Source organism: Alcaligenes sp. SMD-FA (assembly GCF_025960365.1).
GTDB lineage: Bacteria > Pseudomonadota > Gammaproteobacteria > Burkholderiales > Burkholderiaceae_B > Alcaligenes > Alcaligenes aquatilis.
Genome location: NZ_CP110108.1, coordinates 2,984,776 through 3,004,797 on the forward strand (window position 1 = coordinate 2,984,776; position 20,022 = coordinate 3,004,797).

Annotated in this window: 18 protein-coding genes; 3 read left to right on the top strand and 15 right to left on the bottom strand. The window is 62.0% G+C overall.

The genetic code is table 11. From position 1 onward, the window contains the following. Positions 1-11: 11 nt before the first annotated feature. The 14 genes from OKX01_RS13885 to OKX01_RS13950 form a co-directional block, all read right to left on the bottom strand. Positions 12-236 carry a hypothetical protein gene (locus OKX01_RS13885; protein ID WP_264671935.1) on the bottom strand — a complete coding sequence of 75 codons (225 nt, stop codon included), beginning with the start codon at positions 234-236 and terminating at the stop codon, positions 12-14. A gap of 329 nt (positions 237-565) precedes the next feature. Then, a complete protein-coding gene (locus OKX01_RS13890; protein ID WP_264671936.1) occupies positions 566-1,123 on the bottom strand; it encodes a hypothetical protein in 558 nt (185 codons plus the stop codon). 245 nt (positions 1,124-1,368) lie between these two features. Further along, positions 1,369-2,985, bottom strand: coding sequence for a DNA cytosine methyltransferase (locus OKX01_RS13895; RefSeq protein ID WP_264671937.1), 1,617 nt, complete (start codon positions 2,983-2,985; stop codon positions 1,369-1,371). A gap of 542 nt (positions 2,986-3,527) precedes the next feature. Further along, positions 3,528-5,540, bottom strand: a complete 2,013-nt coding sequence (locus OKX01_RS13900; RefSeq protein ID WP_264671938.1) for a DNA topoisomerase III — start codon at positions 5,538-5,540, stop codon at positions 3,528-3,530. A 274-nt stretch (positions 5,541-5,814) separates the two neighbouring features. Continuing rightward, complete coding sequence (locus OKX01_RS13905) at positions 5,815-6,267, bottom strand: single-stranded DNA-binding protein (RefSeq protein WP_264671939.1); 453 nt, start codon at positions 6,265-6,267, stop codon at positions 5,815-5,817. A 73-nt stretch (positions 6,268-6,340) separates the two neighbouring features. After that, positions 6,341-6,868 carry a DUF3158 family protein gene (locus OKX01_RS13910; RefSeq protein ID WP_264671940.1) on the bottom strand — a complete coding sequence of 176 codons (528 nt, stop codon included), beginning with the start codon at positions 6,866-6,868 and terminating at the stop codon, positions 6,341-6,343. Then, positions 6,865-7,647: a PFL_4669 family integrating conjugative element protein gene (locus OKX01_RS13915; RefSeq protein WP_264671941.1), complete on the bottom strand. Its 783-nt coding sequence runs from the start codon at positions 7,645-7,647 to the stop codon at positions 6,865-6,867. The genes OKX01_RS13910 and OKX01_RS13915 overlap by 4 nt, the downstream gene beginning before the upstream one ends. A 315-nt stretch (positions 7,648-7,962) precedes the next feature. Next, on the bottom strand, positions 7,963-9,210 hold the full coding sequence (locus tag OKX01_RS13920; protein ID WP_264671942.1) for an STY4528 family pathogenicity island replication protein: 1,248 nt from the start codon (positions 9,208-9,210) through the stop codon (positions 7,963-7,965). 2 nt (positions 9,211-9,212) lie between these two features. Beyond that, complete coding sequence (locus OKX01_RS13925; RefSeq protein WP_264671943.1) at positions 9,213-9,773, bottom strand: DUF2857 domain-containing protein; 561 nt, start codon at positions 9,771-9,773, stop codon at positions 9,213-9,215. A 15-nt stretch (positions 9,774-9,788) separates the two neighbouring features. After that, positions 9,789-11,423, bottom strand: coding sequence for a ParB family protein (locus OKX01_RS13930; protein WP_264671944.1), 1,635 nt, complete (start codon positions 11,421-11,423; stop codon positions 9,789-9,791). After that, positions 11,416-11,664, bottom strand: coding sequence for a type II toxin-antitoxin system HicA family toxin (locus tag OKX01_RS13935; protein ID WP_264671945.1), 249 nt, complete (start codon positions 11,662-11,664; stop codon positions 11,416-11,418). Before OKX01_RS13935 ends, OKX01_RS13930 begins: the two co-directional genes overlap by 8 nt. Next, a complete protein-coding gene (locus OKX01_RS13940) occupies positions 11,648-12,523 on the bottom strand; it encodes a ParA family protein (RefSeq protein ID WP_264671946.1) in 876 nt (291 codons plus the stop codon). The genes OKX01_RS13935 and OKX01_RS13940 overlap by 17 nt, the downstream gene beginning before the upstream one ends. A gap of 42 nt (positions 12,524-12,565) precedes the next feature. Then, positions 12,566-12,778 carry an AlpA family transcriptional regulator gene (locus tag OKX01_RS13945; protein WP_264671947.1) on the bottom strand — a complete coding sequence of 71 codons (213 nt, stop codon included), beginning with the start codon at positions 12,776-12,778 and terminating at the stop codon, positions 12,566-12,568. 118 nt (positions 12,779-12,896) lie between these two features. Next, on the bottom strand, positions 12,897-13,652 hold the full coding sequence (locus OKX01_RS13950; RefSeq protein WP_264671948.1) for a hypothetical protein: 756 nt from the start codon (positions 13,650-13,652) through the stop codon (positions 12,897-12,899). Positions 13,653-13,681: 29 nt separating this feature from the next. Between OKX01_RS13950 and OKX01_RS13955 the strand changes: the two genes are divergently transcribed. The 3 genes from OKX01_RS13955 (at position 13,682) to OKX01_RS13965 (ending at position 17,564) form a co-directional block, all read left to right on the top strand. Further along, positions 13,682-13,822 (top strand): hypothetical protein, encoded by a 141-nt coding sequence (locus OKX01_RS13955; RefSeq protein ID WP_264671949.1) that lies wholly within the window; start codon positions 13,682-13,684, stop codon positions 13,820-13,822. 902 nt (positions 13,823-14,724) lie between these two features. After that, on the top strand, positions 14,725-16,974 hold the full coding sequence (locus OKX01_RS13960; RefSeq protein ID WP_264671950.1) for a putative bifunctional diguanylate cyclase/phosphodiesterase: 2,250 nt from the start codon (positions 14,725-14,727) through the stop codon (positions 16,972-16,974). Between the two features lie 65 nt (positions 16,975-17,039). Further along, complete coding sequence (locus tag OKX01_RS13965) at positions 17,040-17,564, top strand: DinB family protein (protein WP_264671951.1); 525 nt, start codon at positions 17,040-17,042, stop codon at positions 17,562-17,564. Positions 17,565-17,741: 177 nt separating this feature from the next. Here the strand turns inward: OKX01_RS13965 and OKX01_RS13970 are convergent, their stop codons facing one another. After that, positions 17,742-19,937 carry a TonB-dependent siderophore receptor gene (locus OKX01_RS13970; RefSeq protein WP_094197420.1) on the bottom strand — a complete coding sequence of 732 codons (2,196 nt, stop codon included), beginning with the start codon at positions 19,935-19,937 and terminating at the stop codon, positions 17,742-17,744. Positions 19,938-20,022: the final 85 nt, after the last annotated feature.

Consider the following 20,022-nt stretch of genomic DNA (forward strand, 5'->3'; position numbering starts at 1 on the left):
CTCCAGTTGGATCAGGGAATGGCGAGCTGGGACCAGCCGCCTCTTTCGAGGGCACGTTGAGCCGCGGCATAGCTGCGGAAGAACTCGCGGGATTCCCGCGAAACGGGGCCTTCGGTATCGCGCGTGCCGATGTAGTGGCCGGCGGCGCTTTGCAGGACTTCGAGCGGCAGGAACTTGCCGCAGTAGGTCGAGGCCAATTGCCCGAAGGTTTGGCCGAAAGAGGCTTGCTGGGACATGGATAGGCTCCTTGGAAAAGCGGTGCCACGTCCCTCACGGGATAGCAGCTCCCGCACGCGGTTGATAAAAAGCATCGACGTCGCGGGGACGCGCGTCCGCAGACTTGATGCGATGCGGACTGGTGGGTAACGCGGGAGAGCCCCGCGGCAGCCTGAAACCCTGGCTGCTGGCATGTGCTGACGAATCAGCGAACATGCGGGCAGCTTCGTGCGCGGGCCGCGCTGCGTCAGTTGGAAAATGGCATCCGGCCCAACCCCGATTGATGGGCACCGAAAGAAAGAAGCCCCGCATCGAGTGCGGGGCTGTCAGGGGGGGTGGTGACGCTGAGTCAGTCGGGCTTGTCGCCCAGGACATGCTGCTTCCACAAATCGAATGCCTGCTCGGGTGGAAGCTCGGCCAGGATGACGATGGGCTGGGCCTGCCGAGCGCGCAGCGAAGCGAAGTACGCCTTGCGGTCGGCGATGGCCTTGAGCTTGATGCCTTTGATGAACAGCAATTTGCCGTCCTTGATGAACAGCACCTTGTTGCCGATGTCGCGGTTGAACGCGGCTCGCACCTTGCGTTCCGCGTGCATGGCGTCGGCCAGTTCATCGACCAGGAAGTCGAGCGTCATGTCGATGTAGTGAGGGTCTTCGCCCTCCTGGCCGAGGTCGAGAGGCGCAGGCGGCAGGCCCTTGGCGAAGGCTTCGGCCTGCGCCAGCAGCGTCGCCTTGCCGTTGAGCGCGTGGAGGAACGTCGAGCCGCCGTGGCCGTCGTTGCGGGCCTCGGCGATGGGAGTGCCGTCGAACACGACGGTGGCGCTGAAGCACATCGTTTCCTCGCTGGCGAAGTCGGCCACCTTGAGGTTCTTCAGCGTGATGCGGTCTTGCTGGGTGATGTTGTCCATGGGAAGTCCTGAGATCGACCGGGTGGCGCCATGCCCCTGACGGGACGTGGCGGCCATCCCGTGGGTTGGAGGAAAAAGAGGCATCGATGCCCCGGTGGGCAGCGTTCGCCGGTGAGATGCCGAGGCGAACTGGCGGGTGGCGTGGGCGAAACCCACGGCAGCCTTGACACCCTGGCTGCGGGCTGCTGCCGATACGTCGGCAAAGCAGAAGGGAGAATGGCGCGGCCCGCAGGCTGCGTCGCCGATCAATCCGAAGCGGTTGAGCCCGTCTTGTGCAGGCACTGCACCAGGTGCTGGCCCAGCCATGCCATGCACGGGACGGCCATGGAGTTGCCGATTGCTTTGTAGCGCGGAGCATCCGCGGCGAGCTTGCCGCGGTACGAGATCAGCGTGTAGTCGTCGGGCATGCCTTGCAGCCGCTCGCACTCCACGGGCATCAGCCTCCGCACCCGCCAATGCGACCAGTCGCCGGGGCCAGGGTCGTTCCAGTCGCAGCGGAAATGCGCCTCGAAGTCGGGGGCCAGCACATGGGGCTTGTCCGCGCCGCCGCCGCTGGTGCGCAGTGCGGCCGCCACGCTGCCGCCCAGCTCGGCGGCAAGACCTTGCTCGCGGCCGCGCAGGGACACGCAGGCCACCATCGGCACCCCGTAGCCCGGCTTGCCGTTGGACAGGACGGTGCAAGCGACCTGGCCATGGCCCGACTCGAAGCGCACTTCACCACGGTTGTTCTGCGCGAACGCGATGGCGGGCACGACCCCGGCGTTCGCATGGCTGTTGCGATGGCCGCCAGCGCGCAGCGTCGGCGTCAGGTCGAGCGTGGCATCCGCGCCGCTGCCCTGGGCGGTGAAGGCGATGATCGGAACGCCTTTGCCGGTGCCGTCCTCGCTGCTGCCCTTGCCGTTGTTGGCGGTGTCGAGGGTGTGGGCGATGCTGCCGGCGACCGACTGCACCATGAACGTCTCGGTGCGGATGTCGTGCTTGGGGCCTGCGGCCATCAGGCATGCGGCCACATCGACGGGGCCGGTGCCGCCGCTGAATCCGAACGTCGTGGTGACCTTGCCGTAGGGCTGCTTCAGTCCTGCGAATCCTGCAAGTCCTGCGCATGCGCCTGCTGCTTCAGCACCCGGTCCAGCAGTGCGGGCAGCTTCTTGCCACGGCGCGCTGCCCGCACAAGAATCCCCGAGCAGGCCTGCGCGCTCAAAAAGTACTTCGGCGGGATCAAGGTCATCTCCACCACTTGCCACAAGAAACACGCGCTTGCGGCGTTGGGCGACACCGAAATATTGAGCGTCGAGCACGCGCCAGGCGATGCGGCGGCGGGGTCCAGACACACAACCAGCGTGCGCCCACCGATCCCCTGGCGGCTGGAGCGCACGGCTTTCTCCGGCCAGTGCCCCCAGGAAATGCCCGAAGGCATTGCTGCGGTCGTTGAGGACGCCGGGGACGTTTTCCCAGACGAGCGTGGCCGCCGGGCGGCGGTCTTGATGGCGGGTTTGGTCGATGGCATTGGCAAGCTCCACATAGGCAAGGCTCAAGGCACCGCGCGGGTCATCCAGCCCACGGCGCGCACCGGCCACGCTGAACGACTGGCACGGCGTGCCGCCGACCAAGATGTCGGGCGCCGGCACGGTGCCGGCGCGCACCTGGCGGGCGATCGCGGTCATGTCGCCGAGGTTCGGCACGTGGGGGTAACGGTGGGCGAGCACGGCGCTCGGGAACGGCTCGATTTCTGCGAACCACGCGGCTTCGAGGCCGAGGGGTTGCCAAGCGAGGCTCACGGCCTCAATGCCGCTGCACACGCTGCCGTACAGCAGTGGCGTGGCCTGGGGCGCACCGCGTGGGGTGCGAGGTTGCGGGTTCATGGTCGGGTCTCCTGTTCGTGTGGCCCTGGACCGTGTGGCCGGGCCGGGACGTTGATCGGCAGGAGAAAGGCGCCGAAGGCCTTGCGGCCTCCGGCTCAGGAGGACGGAACCACCCGTGGGCTGATTGGCAGGCCCGGTCGTCGCTAGAACCGTCTGCTCATCAAGCAATCGCACCCGGCGCATGTCGTGGTTGGCGCCGGCATCTTCTGGCGCACATCCGCGCACAAAAGGAGCCCTGTTTTTCGCCGTTGGGCACGGCATCGAATACCGCTGACCGCGAAGGGTCTCCAGGTGGCTCGCGCAGCCTGGCAAGCCACCGGGGGACCCTTCGCAGAGGCGGAAAAATGCAGATCAGCAGAACGCGCCGGGAAACCCCGGACATGGTTCGCGGAGAAGCTACCTTCAGGCCCCGTGGCCGGGGACGGCTGGGCGGGACGCGCACACGGACAAGAGAAGGCGTTGCGCGCTGGGCGTCCCGCAGGGCGTGCGGGACATGGGCCACGCCTTTGAGAACGGGCGTGGCTCTCGGGGAGCGGGGTCGGTCAGGAGCCCTTGCGGCCGCTACTGCGCGGGCGCGAGGCACCGCGCTTGGACGCGCCGGAATCGACCGGCAGCGTGCCTTTGCAGTCGGGGTAGCGACTGCACGACCAGAAGGGGCCGGTCTTGCCGGTGCGCTGGCGCGTCGGTGCGCCGCACTGCGGGCAAGCGGGTCCCTGGGGAACCTTGATGGACAGCGAGGTGCTGCCGTACTGCGCGATCAGTTGCGAAATCCATGCGGCCTGCTTGCCGATGAATACATCCAGGGTGAGCTGTCCAGCCTCGATCATGTCGAGCGCCTGCTCCCACACGGCGGTGGTTCCGGGGTCGGCAATCGCCGCGGGCACGGCATCGATCAAGGTGAACGCTGCATCCGATGCGCGGATGGAGCGTCCTTTCTTCACAAGGTAGCTGCGGGCGATCAACCCGCTGATGATGTTGGCCCGCGTGGCCTCAGTGCCGATGCCGACCGTATCCTTGAGCTTCTGCTTCAGGCGCGGGTCCGTCACCAGCTTGGCGACCCCCTTCATGGATTTGACCAGCTCGCCCTGCGTGTAAGGCTTGGGCGGCATCGTCTTGAGCGCCTTGATCTCGGCCTCGGCCACCTGACACGCCATGCCTTCGCGCAGCACGGGGAGTACCTGGCTGCGTGCCGTGACTTCACCGTCCTCGTCCGCTTGCGGCTCGGCCAGCACCAGGCGCCAGCCCTTGACGACCACCTGTTTTCCGGTGGCCACCAGCTTCTGCTGGTCGCAGGACAGCTTGGCGACAGTGCGGTCGAACTCGTGGTGAGGAAGGAACTGCGCCAGGTAGTGCGCGCGAATCAGTCGGTACACCGCCATTTCCTTCTCGCTCATGGCGGAGAGGTTTGCGGGTTCGAGCGTTGGGATGATGCCGTGGTGCGCCGTGACCTTGCCGTTGTTCCAAGCGCGCGAGCGCTGGGAGCGGTCGAGCTGGCCCATGATCGGACGCAGCGAGGGATCGGTCTTGAGCAGGCTGTCCAGAACAGTCGGCACCTCGGCGAACATGCTTTCAGGCAGGTAGCCGGAATCTGAGCGTGGGTATGTGGTGGCCTTGTGCGTCTCGTACAGGGCCTGGGCGATCTCCAGGGTCTCCTGCACGTCCAGCCCAAGCTGCTTGGAACAAACCTCCTGCAAGGTGCCCAGATCGAACAGCAGCGGTGGGCCTTCGCGCACGCGTTCGGTCTCGACCGATACCACCTGGGCGCTACCCGCAGTGCGGATCTGCTGCGCGGCCTGCTGGGCGATGGGCTGCTGCAGGCAGCGGCCGGCGTCGTCGGTGCAGCCATCGGGCGGAACCCACTGCGCGCTGAAAGTCTGTCCGCCTGCGGAAAGGGACACGTCGATGGCCCAGAACGGCACCGACTTGAAGGCCGCGATCTCGCGGTCGCGGTCCACGACGAGTTTGAGCGTCGGCGTCTGGACGCGCCCGACCGACAGCACGCCGTCGTAGCCTGCCTGCCGGCCCAGCACGGTGAACAACCGGCTGAGGTTCATGCCCACGAGCCAGTCCGCCCGTGAGCGCGCCAGTGCCGAGTAGTACATCGGCAGCGTGTCGGACGACGGCCGCAGCTTGCCGAGCGCGGTACGGATCGAGGCATCGTTGAGCGCCGACAGCCATAGCCGCTCGATGGGGCCGCGGTAGCCGCACAGGTCGATGATCTCGCGGGCGATCAGCTCGCCCTCGCGGTCGGCATCGGTGGCGATGACCAGATGGGTCGCCTTCGCCAGAAGCGCCTTGACGACCTTGAATTGCGTGGCGGTCTTCGGTTTGACCTCGACCCGCCACTGCTGGGGAACGATGGGCAACTGCTCCAGCGACCAGCGCTTGAGCGCTGCGTCATAGACCTCGGGAGCTGCCGCTTCTACGAGATGGCCGATGCACCAGGTAACGGTGACGCCGGAGCCGCTGAGACAGCCTTCACCGCGCTGCGTCGCGCCGAGGATTCGACCAATGTCTTTGCCCTGGGAGGGCTTCTCGCACAAGAACAGCCGCATGTCCGTCCATCCGAATTCCGTGGTTCATTGAGTTGCTGGAATCGAGGATGCCGAGCACCACCAGGGGCAGCAGCAAACAAGCCGCATGCGGTGGCGACCACTTTCACGGGATGGAATGGCGGGGACGGGAGTGGCGTGCGGCCGGAGGTGTGCGGGCCGGGAGCCGCGATTTTCGGGAGTGCGTGGAAGCCGGTGGACGTTGATGGAGCTATCCCCTGGGGATAGCTCGCGAAGGCATTGGGGCGACGGACAACTGCCGCCGCCCCATGCCGGCTCACTTCCTGCGCTTCGGCTCCTTCGGCGCTGCCGGTTCCTGGGCGGCCTGGGGATTCGGCTGCGTGTCCTGCGTGGTCTCCTGCTGCCTGGGGCTGAGGGTCACGGACTCGATGCGGAACGGCAGGATGCCGACGCTGCGCGCGTTGATCTGCCAGGTCTCGCGCGGCTGATCCTCGTTGTCCGTCCAGGGTTCGCGCTCCATGCGGCCGACGACCAGGACACGCATGCCTTTCTGGTACAGGTCCTTCCAGTGCGCGGCGTCGCGGTGCCAGACTTCCACCGGCGCCCAGAAGCCGCCGCGGTCCTCGAAGCTGCCATCCTTCTTGGGAATGGGGTTGTCGAAATAGACGTTCAGGCGCAAAAGGCGGCTGGGCTCGTCGTTGCCGTTGGGGAACTCCCGGTACTCGGGGGGCGAACCGATGTTGCCCTCGCCAGAAAAATGCGTGCTCATGTTGCAATCTCCGTGGTGGTTGAAATACCCGCACCTGGTCGGTGGCGGGCGCGTGCTGGGTTGCCCGGCGCGATCACCGATCACGCATGGCGGCTGGCGTGGACTTGAGCCGGCGCAGGTAGGCGTCTTCCGCCTCGGCGGCCTTGCTGGCGCACTCCTGGGCCTGCCTGCCCAAGGTGTGCAACAGGCTGATCTGCATGTTCAGCGTAATGCGCTGAAGCTCGATGGCGTGCAGGTCGGCCAGCAGGTTGACCGGCGTGCTGGTGCTCGCCATCAGCTCTTGCCACAAGGTGACGCCCATGGCCGAGCGGTCGTGCTTGCGCCAGCGCAGAAACGCCGTGCCTGCGCCAGTGGTCTGCTGGGCCAGTTCGATGGGCAGCAGGTGGAAGGGATGCCCGAGGGCCTGTTGCAGCACCTGACGCTGCGCCAGGGCAATCAACTCGTCGCGCATGCCGAAGCACTGGCTGGCCCAAGCCTCAAGATCCCCCTTACCCTTAAAAGGCTTCAAAAGGCCTTTTAGAGAGGCGGCATGTTCCAGCTTCATGAAAGCTGTCTGTTGCAGGGGGTGGAAGTAGCGGGTGTCGCGGTTCGGATCGCTCATGCCTGCGCGTCCTCGCCGCCCGTCGCTTCGGGGGCCTCCGTGGTGGCGGCCTCGTCGCTGGGGGAAGGTGCCGCGGCAGGACCGTCACTGCGCAGCTGCAGGCCACGGCGCACGGTGGGCGGCGCGAACTTCGAGCGGCGCGTGCCTTCCAGCACGTCCTGCGGCAGTTCGCCGAATTTTTCCAGTGCGGCCCGAGCTGCAGCGTTCTTCGCCGCGAAGTCGTCGCGGGTGCAGCCCGAGTAGCGGTACTGCTGCGCCAGGCTGAAAAGACTGCGCAGTGCGTGCGCGCCCTCGTTGAGCCAACGCTCCAAAGTGCTGCGGTCGATGAGTGCGGTGTGATGCGCGAGGATCAGCTTGCGGGCAATGTCGTCGTAGTCGGCCAACAGATAGACGGCGGCAAAGCCCAACTGCGCATTGACGAACAGCGGCAGCTTGACGGGTTGCACGTTAAGGTTTTCGCCCAGGGTCAGTGCCGGCGGAACGCTCGCGAGTGCCTGGTCCACCTGTTCGCGCAGCGATTGCAGCGTGGCCTTGGTCTGGTCGAGCTTGTCCTCGATGCGCAGCGTCCAGAAATCGCTGTACGGGTCATCCTGCTCCGAGCCGCGCCGCATCTTGTTCATCTGGGCGATGTAGCCGTTCAAGCCGACGATGCCGGGTCGCCCCTCGGCAGCGGCGCGGCCGTGCCAGATGCGCGAGGCGTGATGCGTGTGCAGCGTCAGCGACATCGCGCTGCGCAAGGAGCCGAGATTCAGTTGCAAGGGTTCATTGGTCGTTGCCATGGTGTCCGCTCGTTGTTGGAAAAGAGCGGCCAGCTTCGGCAAGAAGCGGAAGGCAGTCAGTCAACAAACCGAAACCCGCCCGTCCCCGGTTCAGGGCGCGGTGGTTGCATGTGGCGCGAGCTATCCCCTGGGGATAGCTCCATGGAGCGCCAAGGAACGCTGCACACCCGGATCAGCGCGGACAAGGCCGATCCGCGGCAGGCGATCCAGGCCCGGCGTGCAGCGGTTCGACGTCGTAGCCGTCAGTGGAACTATCCCCAGGGGATAGCTCTACTGAAAGCCACCGGCAGCCACTTCACCGTCTTGCACGCCTGCTCACTTGCTGGCGAGCAGCTTGCGTAGCCGCTCGATGTGCTGCCTGGCGACTTCTGGCGGCACAGGCTTGCCCTGCGGTTGAGGTGGTGGTGCCGCTGGTGGTGGCCGCTCGTTTGGCGGGACAGGTGCCGAGGGTGCGTCTTTCTTGGCCCAGGCGTTGAACTCGCCATGGATGGCCCGCTGGATGATGCCGAACAGATACCCCGCAGGATTGCGGATGCCGTGGTTGCTGCATCGCGTGGCCCATTCGTCCAGCACGGCCTGCCTGAGCGAAACATCGACTTGCTGCAATGCCACTCTGGCACCTGTTTGCTGCTCTGCCTTCAGTTCCGCGAAGCGCTTGGGCCATTGCAGGTCGTCCAGCACGCGCGCCTGCGCGGTAGTACGTACTTCATCAATACGACTACTACGTACTGTACGGGCCTGCTTCGGATTCCGAAGAGAGGCGTCTGGCGCGGGTTTCGGCCCTGCTTCGGATTCCGAAGTGGGGTCATCGGGATTCCAAAGAAGGCTCGTCGCCCCTTCTTCGGAATCGTGCGTGGCGTCCTCCTGTGGATAACTTTCGTGCGCCCCGACGCCCTGGCTGGCGAGGCGTTCGGCCAGGACTTGCAGCCTCGACGGCAGGGTGCGCCCGGCCAGCATCGGGTCTTGGCCGATTTCCTTGAGGGTGTGCAGGCCCACGATCTGCACGGCCTTGGCGGAATGGCCGAGCGCCTGGCTGACGAGTTGCAGGTAGTCCGGGTCGAGCTGCATGGCCTCGAACGGGGTCAGTGGTTCGTCGTGTAGCACGTACAGATTGCCGAGGATGCGGCCACTCTTGGGGTCGCGTCGCCGCCGCACGAGGCTCAGCCAGCGGGTCAGGCGCAGCAGCGTCAGCGCTCGCGCCACGGTTTCGTGCGAGGCCTGTCCGGCGCAGGGCATCGAGGCCAGCCAGGGCCGAAGCTGTTCATACGTCGGGAACGCCGTCACGCCATCGTCGCCCTGCATCAGCCGGAAGACCTGCCAGGCGTTGCGCTCCAACGGCGTCAGGCGACGGTCGAGGAACAGCCGCCGCGGTACGGACTCGTGCCGGTTGCCGCTGAACAGGAAGGCATCGCCAGACGCCGGGCCCGTGGGCATCGCGACAGGCGTGGGTGTGGGCGGGGGCGCGTCGGCGTTGGGCTTGGGCACAAGGTTTTTCAGCGCAGCGTCGAACAGGTCTGCGAGTGCGATGGGGCCACGACGTGGTGCGGTGTCGTCCACGGCCATGGTCAACCCAATCCCTGATCGACCCAGCTCTTGATCGAGGCCCAGACCACCGATAAAGGCAGCGACATGCCTTCAGCCAAGTCCATGGCGGCATCGAGGATGGAGGTCTCGTCTTCGAGATCGACGTTCCTGCTGCTGGTCACGGCCTTCCATTGCTGCCACAGCTCCGTGTCCTGCTTCTCGTCCAGCACGGGATGGCGGCCCTTGCGCTTGGGCAGGCCGAGGATTTCGCGGCGAAGCGCCACTTCCTGGTGGGTCAGGCCGTAGAAACGGCTCACCATTTCGGTGCTCGCGCCCAGCCTAAGCATGCGATCGACCGTGGCGATTTCCTTTTCCACGTCCTGCGCCTGCCTGAGCAGACGCCGGAGTACTTCGCGGTTGACCGTCACGGAGCACCACGAGACGCTGGCGTTAGCCAGCACGCTGATCAGCGCGGGATGCTTGAGGGCGCCCAGCTCTTCCTCGCCAAACCCCATCAGCTTGCAGCGGCGCAGTTGCCCATTGCGCAGGTCATAGAGAGCTTGGGCGATGACAGCCTGGTTGAGTGGGTGTGGTGTGGACATGCTGGTCTCCCTCAGTCACGTTCCAAGGTCCACAGCGCTGGCGTCCAAGTCGAGCAGACGGCGGGCCAGGCGCAGCAGCCGGAACAGCTTGACCAATGCGGTGTCGCTTAGACGCCGGCTTGCGTCCCCCTGTCCGTGAAGCAGCGCCGGCAGGTCGATGACGACTTGCCCGCTGTTCAGGCCGACTTCGGCGGGCTGCTGACCAGCCAGGCACGCCAGCAGCGCCAGGGCGGCACGACCCAGCGGCGCCGGGGCACGGGCGCCGGCATGGCATGCGAAACCAATACCGTCCGCGCGGTCCTCGATGCACTGATCGAGGCCTGCCTCGCCCGCGATCTCGCGTGCAAACTGCGCGATGTGGATGCGCAGGCGGTCGGGCGTGTCCAAGCCCGCGTCGATGTGCCAAACGTCGGAAATCGGATAGAGCCCGCCTGCCTGGACAGGAATGGACTGCAAGACGTTGGCCGAAAAATCGGGCAGCGCATCCCCCAGCTCGTCGGCGACCATCCGCTGAATGGATTGCAGCCGTTCCGTCGTCGGTGCGGGCGAAACGATGTGCTCCTGCAGCAGATCACCAGGAGCAGCCACGGGGCTGACTGCAGGCGAGTCGTCCGTTTCCGAATCGCCCTTGCGCTCACGCGCCCCATGCGTGGCCGCCGGCGTCGGGGTCGCTGGGGCTGGTGCGGCGGGCGGGCGTGCCATGGCGCCCGGCTCGGGCAGCGCGGGCGGTGCCGATGGCGGGGTCGGGTCGCTGACCAGGGCGCGATGGCGGCTTTCGGATTCGGTGAGGTCGAGCGCCAGCACGTCGTAGTCGATGCCGAGCAACTCGGACATTTGGCCGATCAGCTCGTCCTGCACGCGCTGGGGGGCGAACTCGCCGGCCTGCGCGTCGAACTGCGACAGCACCTCCTGAAAGAAGTCGTCGAAGTCCTGTACCAGCGTGCGGCCCTTGGCGTAGCGCTCCCACGCGAGCAGGCAGGCTTTGCGCATGACCGACAGGCGTTCGACCTGGTGGCGGCCGAGGCCGCCATAGAGCACGGCGGGGATCGCCGGTAGGAGGTAGCGCACCGCATCGTTCATGCGGCTGATGTGCGACTGCTGGACCGGGAAACCATCGGCGGCGAGGCGTCGGGCCAACTCGGATTGGCTCAGGGTGGTGCTGCTTTCCTGCTCGTAGAACTCGCGCGCTTTCTCGACGCCAAGGGCGCGTTCGATGAACGTGAGGCCGCCGCGCAATTCGTTTTCGGCCAGATGGCCGGTCAGCATGACGACTTCGCCGCGGCTGGGCCACGGGCGGAACAGGCACGAGAGGCGGAAAAACTGCTCGTCCTTGGTCTCCGACCACAGTTCGCGCAGGATCGCCAGGCGCGTGTTGCCACCGTTGCGGATGATGTAGTGGTCCTCGCCCGGCCGACGCGTGATGGCCGGTGCCGCGTCCAGGCCGCGCTCGCGGATGGAAGCCTTGATGTCCTCGTAGGTCGGATTTCGCTTCTTGCGCGGGTCATGGTCGTAGGGACGCAACTGATCCAGGGTCACGACCATGGGCGTGTCGGCGATGGGGTCGCTCAGAGTCGAGGCAGACGAGCCGCTGCGCTCGAACCCGGCCGCAAGCAGCTTGCCGGCCATCTGCTGGGAGGTCAGCTCAGCCATGACTGCGTCCCTGTGCAGGAGGGCGGGTCTCGCGTTCGGCGCGGCGGATCTGCGCACGGGCGTTGAGGGACGCGCGGTGGTCGCTGGCCGTCGAACTGGTGTAGATCGCGGCGCAACCTGCCTTGGTGAATTTGAGGTGGCCGCCTGGCGTGCGCTTGACGTGCCAGCCCTCGCCGACTGCGAACTCGATCAGGGCGCGCAGCCGCTGGTGGCCTCGGGCCAGTTCATGTGCGTTCGCCATGAGGCCTCCCGGTATCAAGAGGAAATGGCGGGCGGCCGGATACCGTGGCAAATCGGTGCTGCCACTGCGGGAACAATTCGCTGGCGAGGCTGCGCATGGTGTCGATCGCAGCGGGGGCGACTCTGCCCGGCGGCTGGCGATACTCGACGCGGTGTACCGGCAGGCCGCGCGTTGCGGCGCGCGGATAGGCTTCGATGGCCGGCACGTCGGTGGTCAGCACGCGGATGCCGGCGTGGTCTTGGAACAGGTCGCGCAGGGCCTGCTGAATCAGCCGGGCGTTCGCCGACACGGGGTGGACGCGGTTGATGAGCAGGTGCAGCGGTGGCGGCTCGATGCCGAGATGCCGGTACGGCGCGATGTCTTCGAGCAACTGCATGGTGCCGCGTCGCAGTTCGCGGGCGGCGAGAATTTCCGGGGTCACGGGCGACAGCGCGATATCGGAGGCGAGCACCGCCATCTCCAACATCACCGAGCGCGCGCCCTGGGTGTCGATCAGCACCAGGTCGTAGATGGGTGCCAGCACGGGCAGCAGGTGCCGCAGCCGCAGACGCCCGTCCGGCGCGTGCAGCAGCAAGGTGTTCAGCTCGCCGCGGTGGTCGTTGGACAGCACCAGGTCCAGGCCGGCGACGGTCGTGCGGGACACGAGCTGGCCGAGGTCGCGCTCGTTGAAGGCCAGCAGCTCATAGATGCCTCCAAGCGCGCGGTGAGCCAACTCGTAGTAGGACGACAAGGTGGGCTGCACGTCGAGATCGAGCAGCAGCACGCGCAGCCCCGCGTCGGCGATGAGTCCGCCCAGGTTCGCTGCCGTGGTGGTCTTGCCGACGCCACCTTTCGTGGAAATGATGGATACAACCTGCATGGCGTTCTCCGTGTGAGGATGGAAGGTCCGCGGGAGAACGGGTCAGGCCCGGTTGTTGACGCGCTCGGCGATCCACTGATCGATCTCGATGGAATCCCAGCCGACCGCGCGCACACCCAAGCGCAGCGCTTGCGGGAACTGGCGCTTCTTCATCAGGTTGTAGATGTGGGCACGCTTGAAGCCGGACTTCGCTTCCACTTCTTCCAGGCGCAGGATGCGGCGCTCGTTTGGTTGCAGTACAGGTGTTTGCGACATGGCGGTCACTCCTGAACGCTCAGTGGCGTTTGTTGGCGTGACCTCTATTCAATAGACATGACTGCGAAAAGACATTGCAAATGCAATCTCCGCGACTGCACATACAAGCTGGAAATCTTCAGAGGGTGGCGCTATGCAGCCGGCGCCGGGCCGTGGCGAACTTGCCGTTCAATGTCCGCTCGGCGATCCCCATGACGCCGTGGTGATGGGCGACCAGTGCGCTGACTACGGCCTCTTGCGTCTCGAAGCTGGAGTACGGCGCACCCGAGGGCGACTGGCCGAGCATCAACTCCAGCATGCCCCCGATGATGTTCAGGTAGGTGGCCTCGGCCCGATCGCTGATTGGGCACTGCGCGCAGGCGGGAATCACCGTGGACTGCTTGAGCAGCGCGTCGTGCTTGTCCTGCAGCTCGCGAAGTTGGCGCTTGGACTGCTCCAAGGCGGATTTCAGGGCGAGCTGTTCAACCAGCATGGCTTGCCCGGTCTCCAGCGAGATGAAGGGATGGGTGATGCGCTCGCTGCGGGAGAAGAGAAAGCCTGGACGCTGTTCGGGGTAGTGCTGGCGCATCCAGCGCTTCAGATCGACATGGCGGACGGTGAGATCGAGAGAGTCGATCAGTTCGGTGTCGTGCGTCGTGATGCCGTCCCGCCCGAATGGCAGTTCCCCATTGAGAATGCCGTCATAGATGCGTTCGGTGTACAGCCGCAGTTCGCCCCAGCGTGGGCAGTCCAGCGAAAGTGGCAGGTTCCGGGGCGACGAAATCGAGGCCAGGATCGCCTGCTCGTACCGCAGCAGCCCGGCCCAGCGGATGGACGCTTCGATCGGGCGATAGAACACCTTTGATGTGGGTGCATCATTCTTGTTCTCGTGCATGCTCCGTCTCCTTCCAGGACAAGAACTACATGGCCGACTCCTTTGCCGCCGACCTCATGATCGGCGTGTTGTCTGTGCAGGACGCGAGCCCCGAGGGCGGCTTCGTCATTGGGCTTGAGTACCTCTTACCAGTCGGCGCTACTGGTAGCCGTCGTGTGCTCGATGTGTAAAAATTCATCGACTAGAAGACCGAGCATCAGGACGCAGGCTCGACAGTGACGCTCTCGCTATCAGGGTCGTAAGAATTTGCGGCCTCTGCAAAACCGTCTGGGTATGGCCTGATATGCCAACGGTCTCAAGGGGTGCGAAGGGGAGGGCAATCGTCATCCAACGTCCAGCCGGACGCACCGAATCCGCGCCTGTCATGCTCATCCTGGCATGCTGATATATCCATAAAGAATCGCGTCCACGCACCATGGCTAGGGTGTGCGTTCTTCCGGCGTGGCTTGCGCAGATGGGCGCCGCGATGCGCGGTGCGCACCTTTCCACGGTGGCATTCGAATCGCCCCGACATCGGAAGCCTGCTGCCTAGTCGGCATCGCGGTGAAGATGCGGAAGCAGAGAACGGGATATGGGGGGCTAGTTCGAGTCCACGCGGATGGCGATGTGCGGGGTGCGGGTCTGGTGCGCGGAGTGTGCGTCTTTGGACGTCGATGGATTTCTTTGGACGAACTTGTTGCCGGGGACGAAAAACAAGGCTACAATTGAGGTCTTCGCTGGTCACCTCGGCGAAGAAATTGTTTGGGAAACAACGACTTACGCGCCTAGTAAACGTCTCGTCTCCCGCTCCAAATTCAGAAAGCCCAAACTTCGGTTTGGGCTTTTTTTCGTCCTGCCTCCCCCCATTTCCTCCCCTTGCTGTCACAGCCACGGCCTGCTGCTGCCTGCCCGTTACGTATAACTACCTACATATAGATAAGACAACACCGCCCGCCTGAGGGTATAAATATCAGTAAACTGCGGTTACACAGAACAAACCGGAGGGGCACCAGCTCCCAAACATAAACGTAATCGATACGGCCACCAGTTATTGATTATTTTTACAGTTAAATCTATGGAGCACAGGACAACTATGAAATCCCTCTCCTCCCCGGTACCTGTCGAAGAAAATCGTCGCCTACGCATCCTAGCGGAGTACAAACTGCTAGATACTCCCCCTACAGAAGAGTTTGACCGGCTCGTTAACCTGGCAGCCAGATTATTCAAGGTACCGATCGCTCTGATTTCGCTGATAGATAGGGACCGACAGTTTTTCAAGGCACGTGTTGGTCTTGATCTGCGCGAAACAAGGCGCGCTGATTCGTTTTGCACGACGACCATCCTGTCCAATGACATTTTGCTTGTCCCGGACGCCTTGAACGCCCCCCACTTTGCACCGAACCCATTAGTCACCAAACCGCCACACGTTCGCTTCTATGTGGGAAAACCACTACTCGCCCCGACGGGGGAGCGATTGGGCACGGTATGCCTGATGGATACCAAGCCGCGCCATGTCTTCACCGAAACTGATCGTGCCAACCTTTCCGACCTGGCAACCCTGGTAATGGCGCGAATGGAAGCGCACCGCCTGGAACAAACCAAATCAGACAGCAAAGCCCGTTTTGAAAATATCGCAGCCACCTCCCCTGATGCCATCATCTGCTCTGACGAGCATGGCCGCATCACGTTCTGGAATCGCTCTGCAGAGAAAATCTTTGGCTATCTAGCTGACGAGACCCTCAACCAGCCAGGATCGATTATTGTGCCCGACAATTGGCGTAAGATTTACGAGAAAGAGCTTTTACGGCTGCGACAGGGCGAGCGAATGAAACTTGCTGACCGCACGATCGAACTATCCGCTTTGCGTAAGGACGGAACCGAGTTCCCGGCAGAGTTCTCATTATCGACCTGGGTTGAAGCAGACACCACCCATATCGGCGCCATTGTGCGAGACATCACTGAGCGCCGGCATCATGAAGAAAGGCTGTTTCAACTGGCCTCGCTAGACGCACTAACAAACCTTGCCAACCGGGAAATGTGGCGGGCACGCCTTGCCCAAACGCTTGCCAACGAAACCCCTGCAACCATATTGTTAATTGAGCTGGACGACTTCAAGGAAATCAACGATACCTTCGGCCACTCGGCTGGCGATGCCGCCCTCAAACACATCGCCCAGCAATTAAAGTCGACATTTCCCAACGCCATTAAGCTTGCTCGATTCGGTGGCGACGAGTTTATGGCCTTGCTGCCCGGAAACGGCGTGCAGGCGGCACGAAGAGCCGCACAAACACTGATCAACGTCTTTGCAACGCCGTATAACTTTGCTGGCCAGTCTTTTGACACCAGTATCAGCATTGGCGTGGTTCTCGCGCCGACGCACGGCACTAGCGCCGAGGATATTCTGAGCGCAGCCGATCTGGCACTCTACAAAGCGAAATCATCCGGTAAGGGATACTACGAGGTGTTCTCTCCGGCCTTGCGCGAGGTCGCTGTCGCACGCAGATCGTTCGAGCGGGAATTACGCCTGGCCTTTGAAAACGATGAGTTTGAGCTTTTCTACCAACCCCAAGTATCAACACACACTAGGCAGTTGACCGGAGCAGAAGCACTGATTCGGTGGAACCACCCCACAAGGGGCTTGTTAACGCCGCTCTCTTTTATTGATGTGCTCAACGAAAAGCCATCTGCGCCTGCTATAGGAGAATGGATATTACAAACGGCCTGCCGTCAGGCCGTCCGCTGGCAAGCAACCATCCCCGATTTTCGTATCAGCGTAAACCTGTTCGAGGCACAGCTACGTACCAATCGCCTGCTCTACACAATCAGCGCTCTACTGGCTGAAACAGGTCTGCCTGCCAGTTCTCTTGAGCTGGAAATCGTGGAGACCTCCTTGCTTCGCAACGAAGCAGTCACCAAAAACTTGTTTCGCGGTTTACGAAACATAGGCGTTGGTCTGGCCTTCGACGACTACGGGACAGGCTATGCATCATTAAGTCTGCTAAAAACATATCCAGTCAGCCGCCTAAAAATCGACCGGTCATTCATCCACCATGTCTACGAATATGCCGGAAATGCCGCACTGGTCAGGGCTATTATCTACTTAGCCAAGAACTTTGGCCTGGATGTGATTGCAGAAGGCGTGGAAACGGAAGAGCAATTCATATTCCTTAAAAATAATGAATGCCCAGAAATACAAGGCTATCTTTTTGGAAGACCTGTTTCAGCTGAAACATTCACAGCGCAATTTATCGAGCACAAGGGTCCACTTAACTTTCCGCACGCCAGGCAAGCAGTCAACGCGGGATCAACCGAACAACTCATGACTGGCAAAGATGGCCCTTGATCTTGGTACCGCTATCTATTTAAAGAAATAATCAGGATGCCTCATCTTGCCGGATACTGCTCTTTATGACACCTCAAACTGCCATCCGCATGGCTGACTACAACAGCCAAATGAACCGCCGTCTTTATCAGGCCGCCGCTCGCTTGCCCCCAGAGAAGCAGCATCAAGAGTGCGGCGCCTTCTTTGGCTCCTTGTTCAAGACGATGATGCACATTGCAGTGGGGGATACGATCTGGCTGCACCGCTTTGCCCAACATCCTGATGCCCTCAGCTTGCGCGAAGAAATGGAGGTATTTGCCAAGCCACGTACACTGGATCAGCAGTTATTCGACACCTTGGCGGAACTGGATCCGTACCGTCGCAAACTGGATCTGATTATTATTGCTTGGGCGGCCACACTGACACCCGAGCAACTGGGCCAAACGCTACGCTATAACAATATGGCGGGCCAGAGCATGGAGAAGGATGTTGCGCTTTTGGTGACGCACTTTTTTAATCACCAGACTCACCATCGTGGTCAGGCCAGCACCTTGTTGTATCAAGCGGGTGTCGATATTGGGGTGACTGATTTAATAGCCTTGGTATCCTGAATGTTGTAGCCCGCAGGCCTCAAGGCAGACGGACAGCGCCACGCTTGCCGCTCCAGGACCACAAGATTTTTGCGTCTGAGATAACGCCGCTCAGGTATCCGCTTCCAATGAAAAAAGCCTGCTTGTCCTTGCCAAGCAGGCTTTTGTATCAGGCAAGCCTGTCTGCTCACTCCACCCTTAATACTGCGCCCGCAAGGACAGCATCACGTTTTGCGGAGCACCGTACCAGCCCTGGTTATAAAAACCGATCTGCGAGTAGTACTTTTTGTCGAACAGGTTGTTCACGTTCAAGGTGGCCGAGACGCGCTTGTTGAAGTCATAACTTGCCATCAGATTCACGATGGCATAGCTGCCCTGCTCAACATTCACCACTTTGCGGCCTGGTGCCGTGGCGTTCTGATACATGCGATTTTGCCAATCAATGCCGCCGCCCACAGTCAGCCCTTGCCAATCCCCTGACAAGCGATAGGTGGTATAGAGCTTGAACAAGGTACGTGGCTTGCTGGTATTGATGGGCTTGCCTTTCGCATCCTTGGCGGTAAAGGTCGTCAAACTCGTGGCCAGATTCCAGCCAGGCATCAGTTCTCCGCCCAACTCCAGCTCCACCCCTTCTACTTTGGCCCCCGACACCGGGCGGTAAGCAGGTGTATTAGGTGGTGCACCAATCACATTATTACCTGTGGCTTCCGCCAAATTGTCCTGCCGTGTCTGGAACAGGGACAACGCACCATTGAGCCGGCCATCCATCCATGCCGCTTTCAAGCCCAACTCATAGCTTTTACCGGTAATCGGTGCCAGAATCGCACCCTGTTCGTTGCGGGCGTTCTGCGGCTTGAATATCTCGGTATAGCTGGCGTAAGCGGTATAGGTATCGTCAAAGTCATAGATCAGGCCGGCATAGGGGATGAACTCGTTACGATGGCGATACTGACGCTTGGAACCAAAGTAGGTCTGATCAGTTTCCCAGTTGCTCAGCCGCCCCCCCACCATCAAGCGCAAACTATCGCTCAAGGCAAAGCGGCCAACGGCATAGGCGCCGGACTGTTTGTTATCCGTATCATCAGCCTGGGATGGCTCACTGGACCAGTTCGGCTCCGGCTCTCGGCCTGGCTGATAGAAGCTGGCCGCCGCAGCCAATGGGGGTACGGCCCGATACTGCGGGAAAGATACGCGATCCTGGGACATCATCCAGCCCACCGAAAACTCGTGCTCTTTGCCAAACAAGGTAAATGGCCCGGACAAGGACGCATTCAATGCCTTGCGGCGTACATCGCCTTCGTAATAAGAGTACGAGTTCGATGTACCCAGCCCTGTTTCCCGATCCGGATACCCACCCCGAAACAGGTTTTTCATGAAGGCATCGGTGTAGGACTGGTTATAGGTCAAGCGCAAGCTCAAGTTATTCTTGAACTGGTGGCTCAAATCCACAAAACCCGTTGTCGTATTGTTCTCGACGCGTGACCAGTTTGTATTGTTGGAAATCGAACGCTTGAAATCCGTACGAGAGCCATCGCTATAGAACAGCGGAAAACCACTGCCAAAACCATTATTGGAGCTGGACTGATAGGCAACACCCCCCGTCAACTCCATGCCAGGCATCAAGTCAGCCGTGACCACGCCATACAATGTACGGGTTTTAGTATCCTGCAAATCGGTATAGCTATTGGCCTTGCCATAAGCTCCTACAATACGGCCACGGATACGCCCATCTTCCGTAATCGGGGTAGACACATCTGCGTATCCACGCGCAAAGTCCCAGCTTCCGACACTGATCCCCCCCGATGCGGCAAAGTCCCGCAAAGGACGTTTACGTACATAATTGACGGCTGCCGAAGGATTACCGGCCCCCGTCATCAAACCGGTCGCGCCGCGCACCACTTCAACCCGATCAAAAACGACCAGGTCCAGGTTGCTTTCACCAAAGGCCCAGGGCGACAAAACTGGCTGCGTCAAACCATCAAACTGATAGTTGTCGATACCAAAACCACGCGAGGAAAAGGAATAACGGTTGGTATCGCTGCGTGTCACAGATATACCCGGCGCGCTCTGCAAGGCATCCGCCGTCGTCTGCATGCCGCGATCATCCATCATTTTTCGGGTGACCACACTGACCGATTGCGGCGTCTCCTTGATAGAAAGAGACAGCCCCGTCGCCGTGCTCATGGCCTTGGTGGTGTAAGACGGATCGGTTTCCGTCACGCCTGGGTCTCGATTGCCCTTGATCGTAATGGTGGACAGTTCTACAGGCGTATCAGCCACGGAATCCTGCGCCCAGGCCGGGCTGCTGGCAGCAACCAGCAACATGGCAGAACGAGTGACAGGGACAAGCAAGCGCAATCTTGAACGGGCATAGCAGGTTGAAACAGCAGGCATGAGCAAGGATCTCAGAACAGGTTTTAGATGCGAACAATTATCATCTACAGAGTTTGCATGAGCGTATCCCTAAACGCAAAAACCC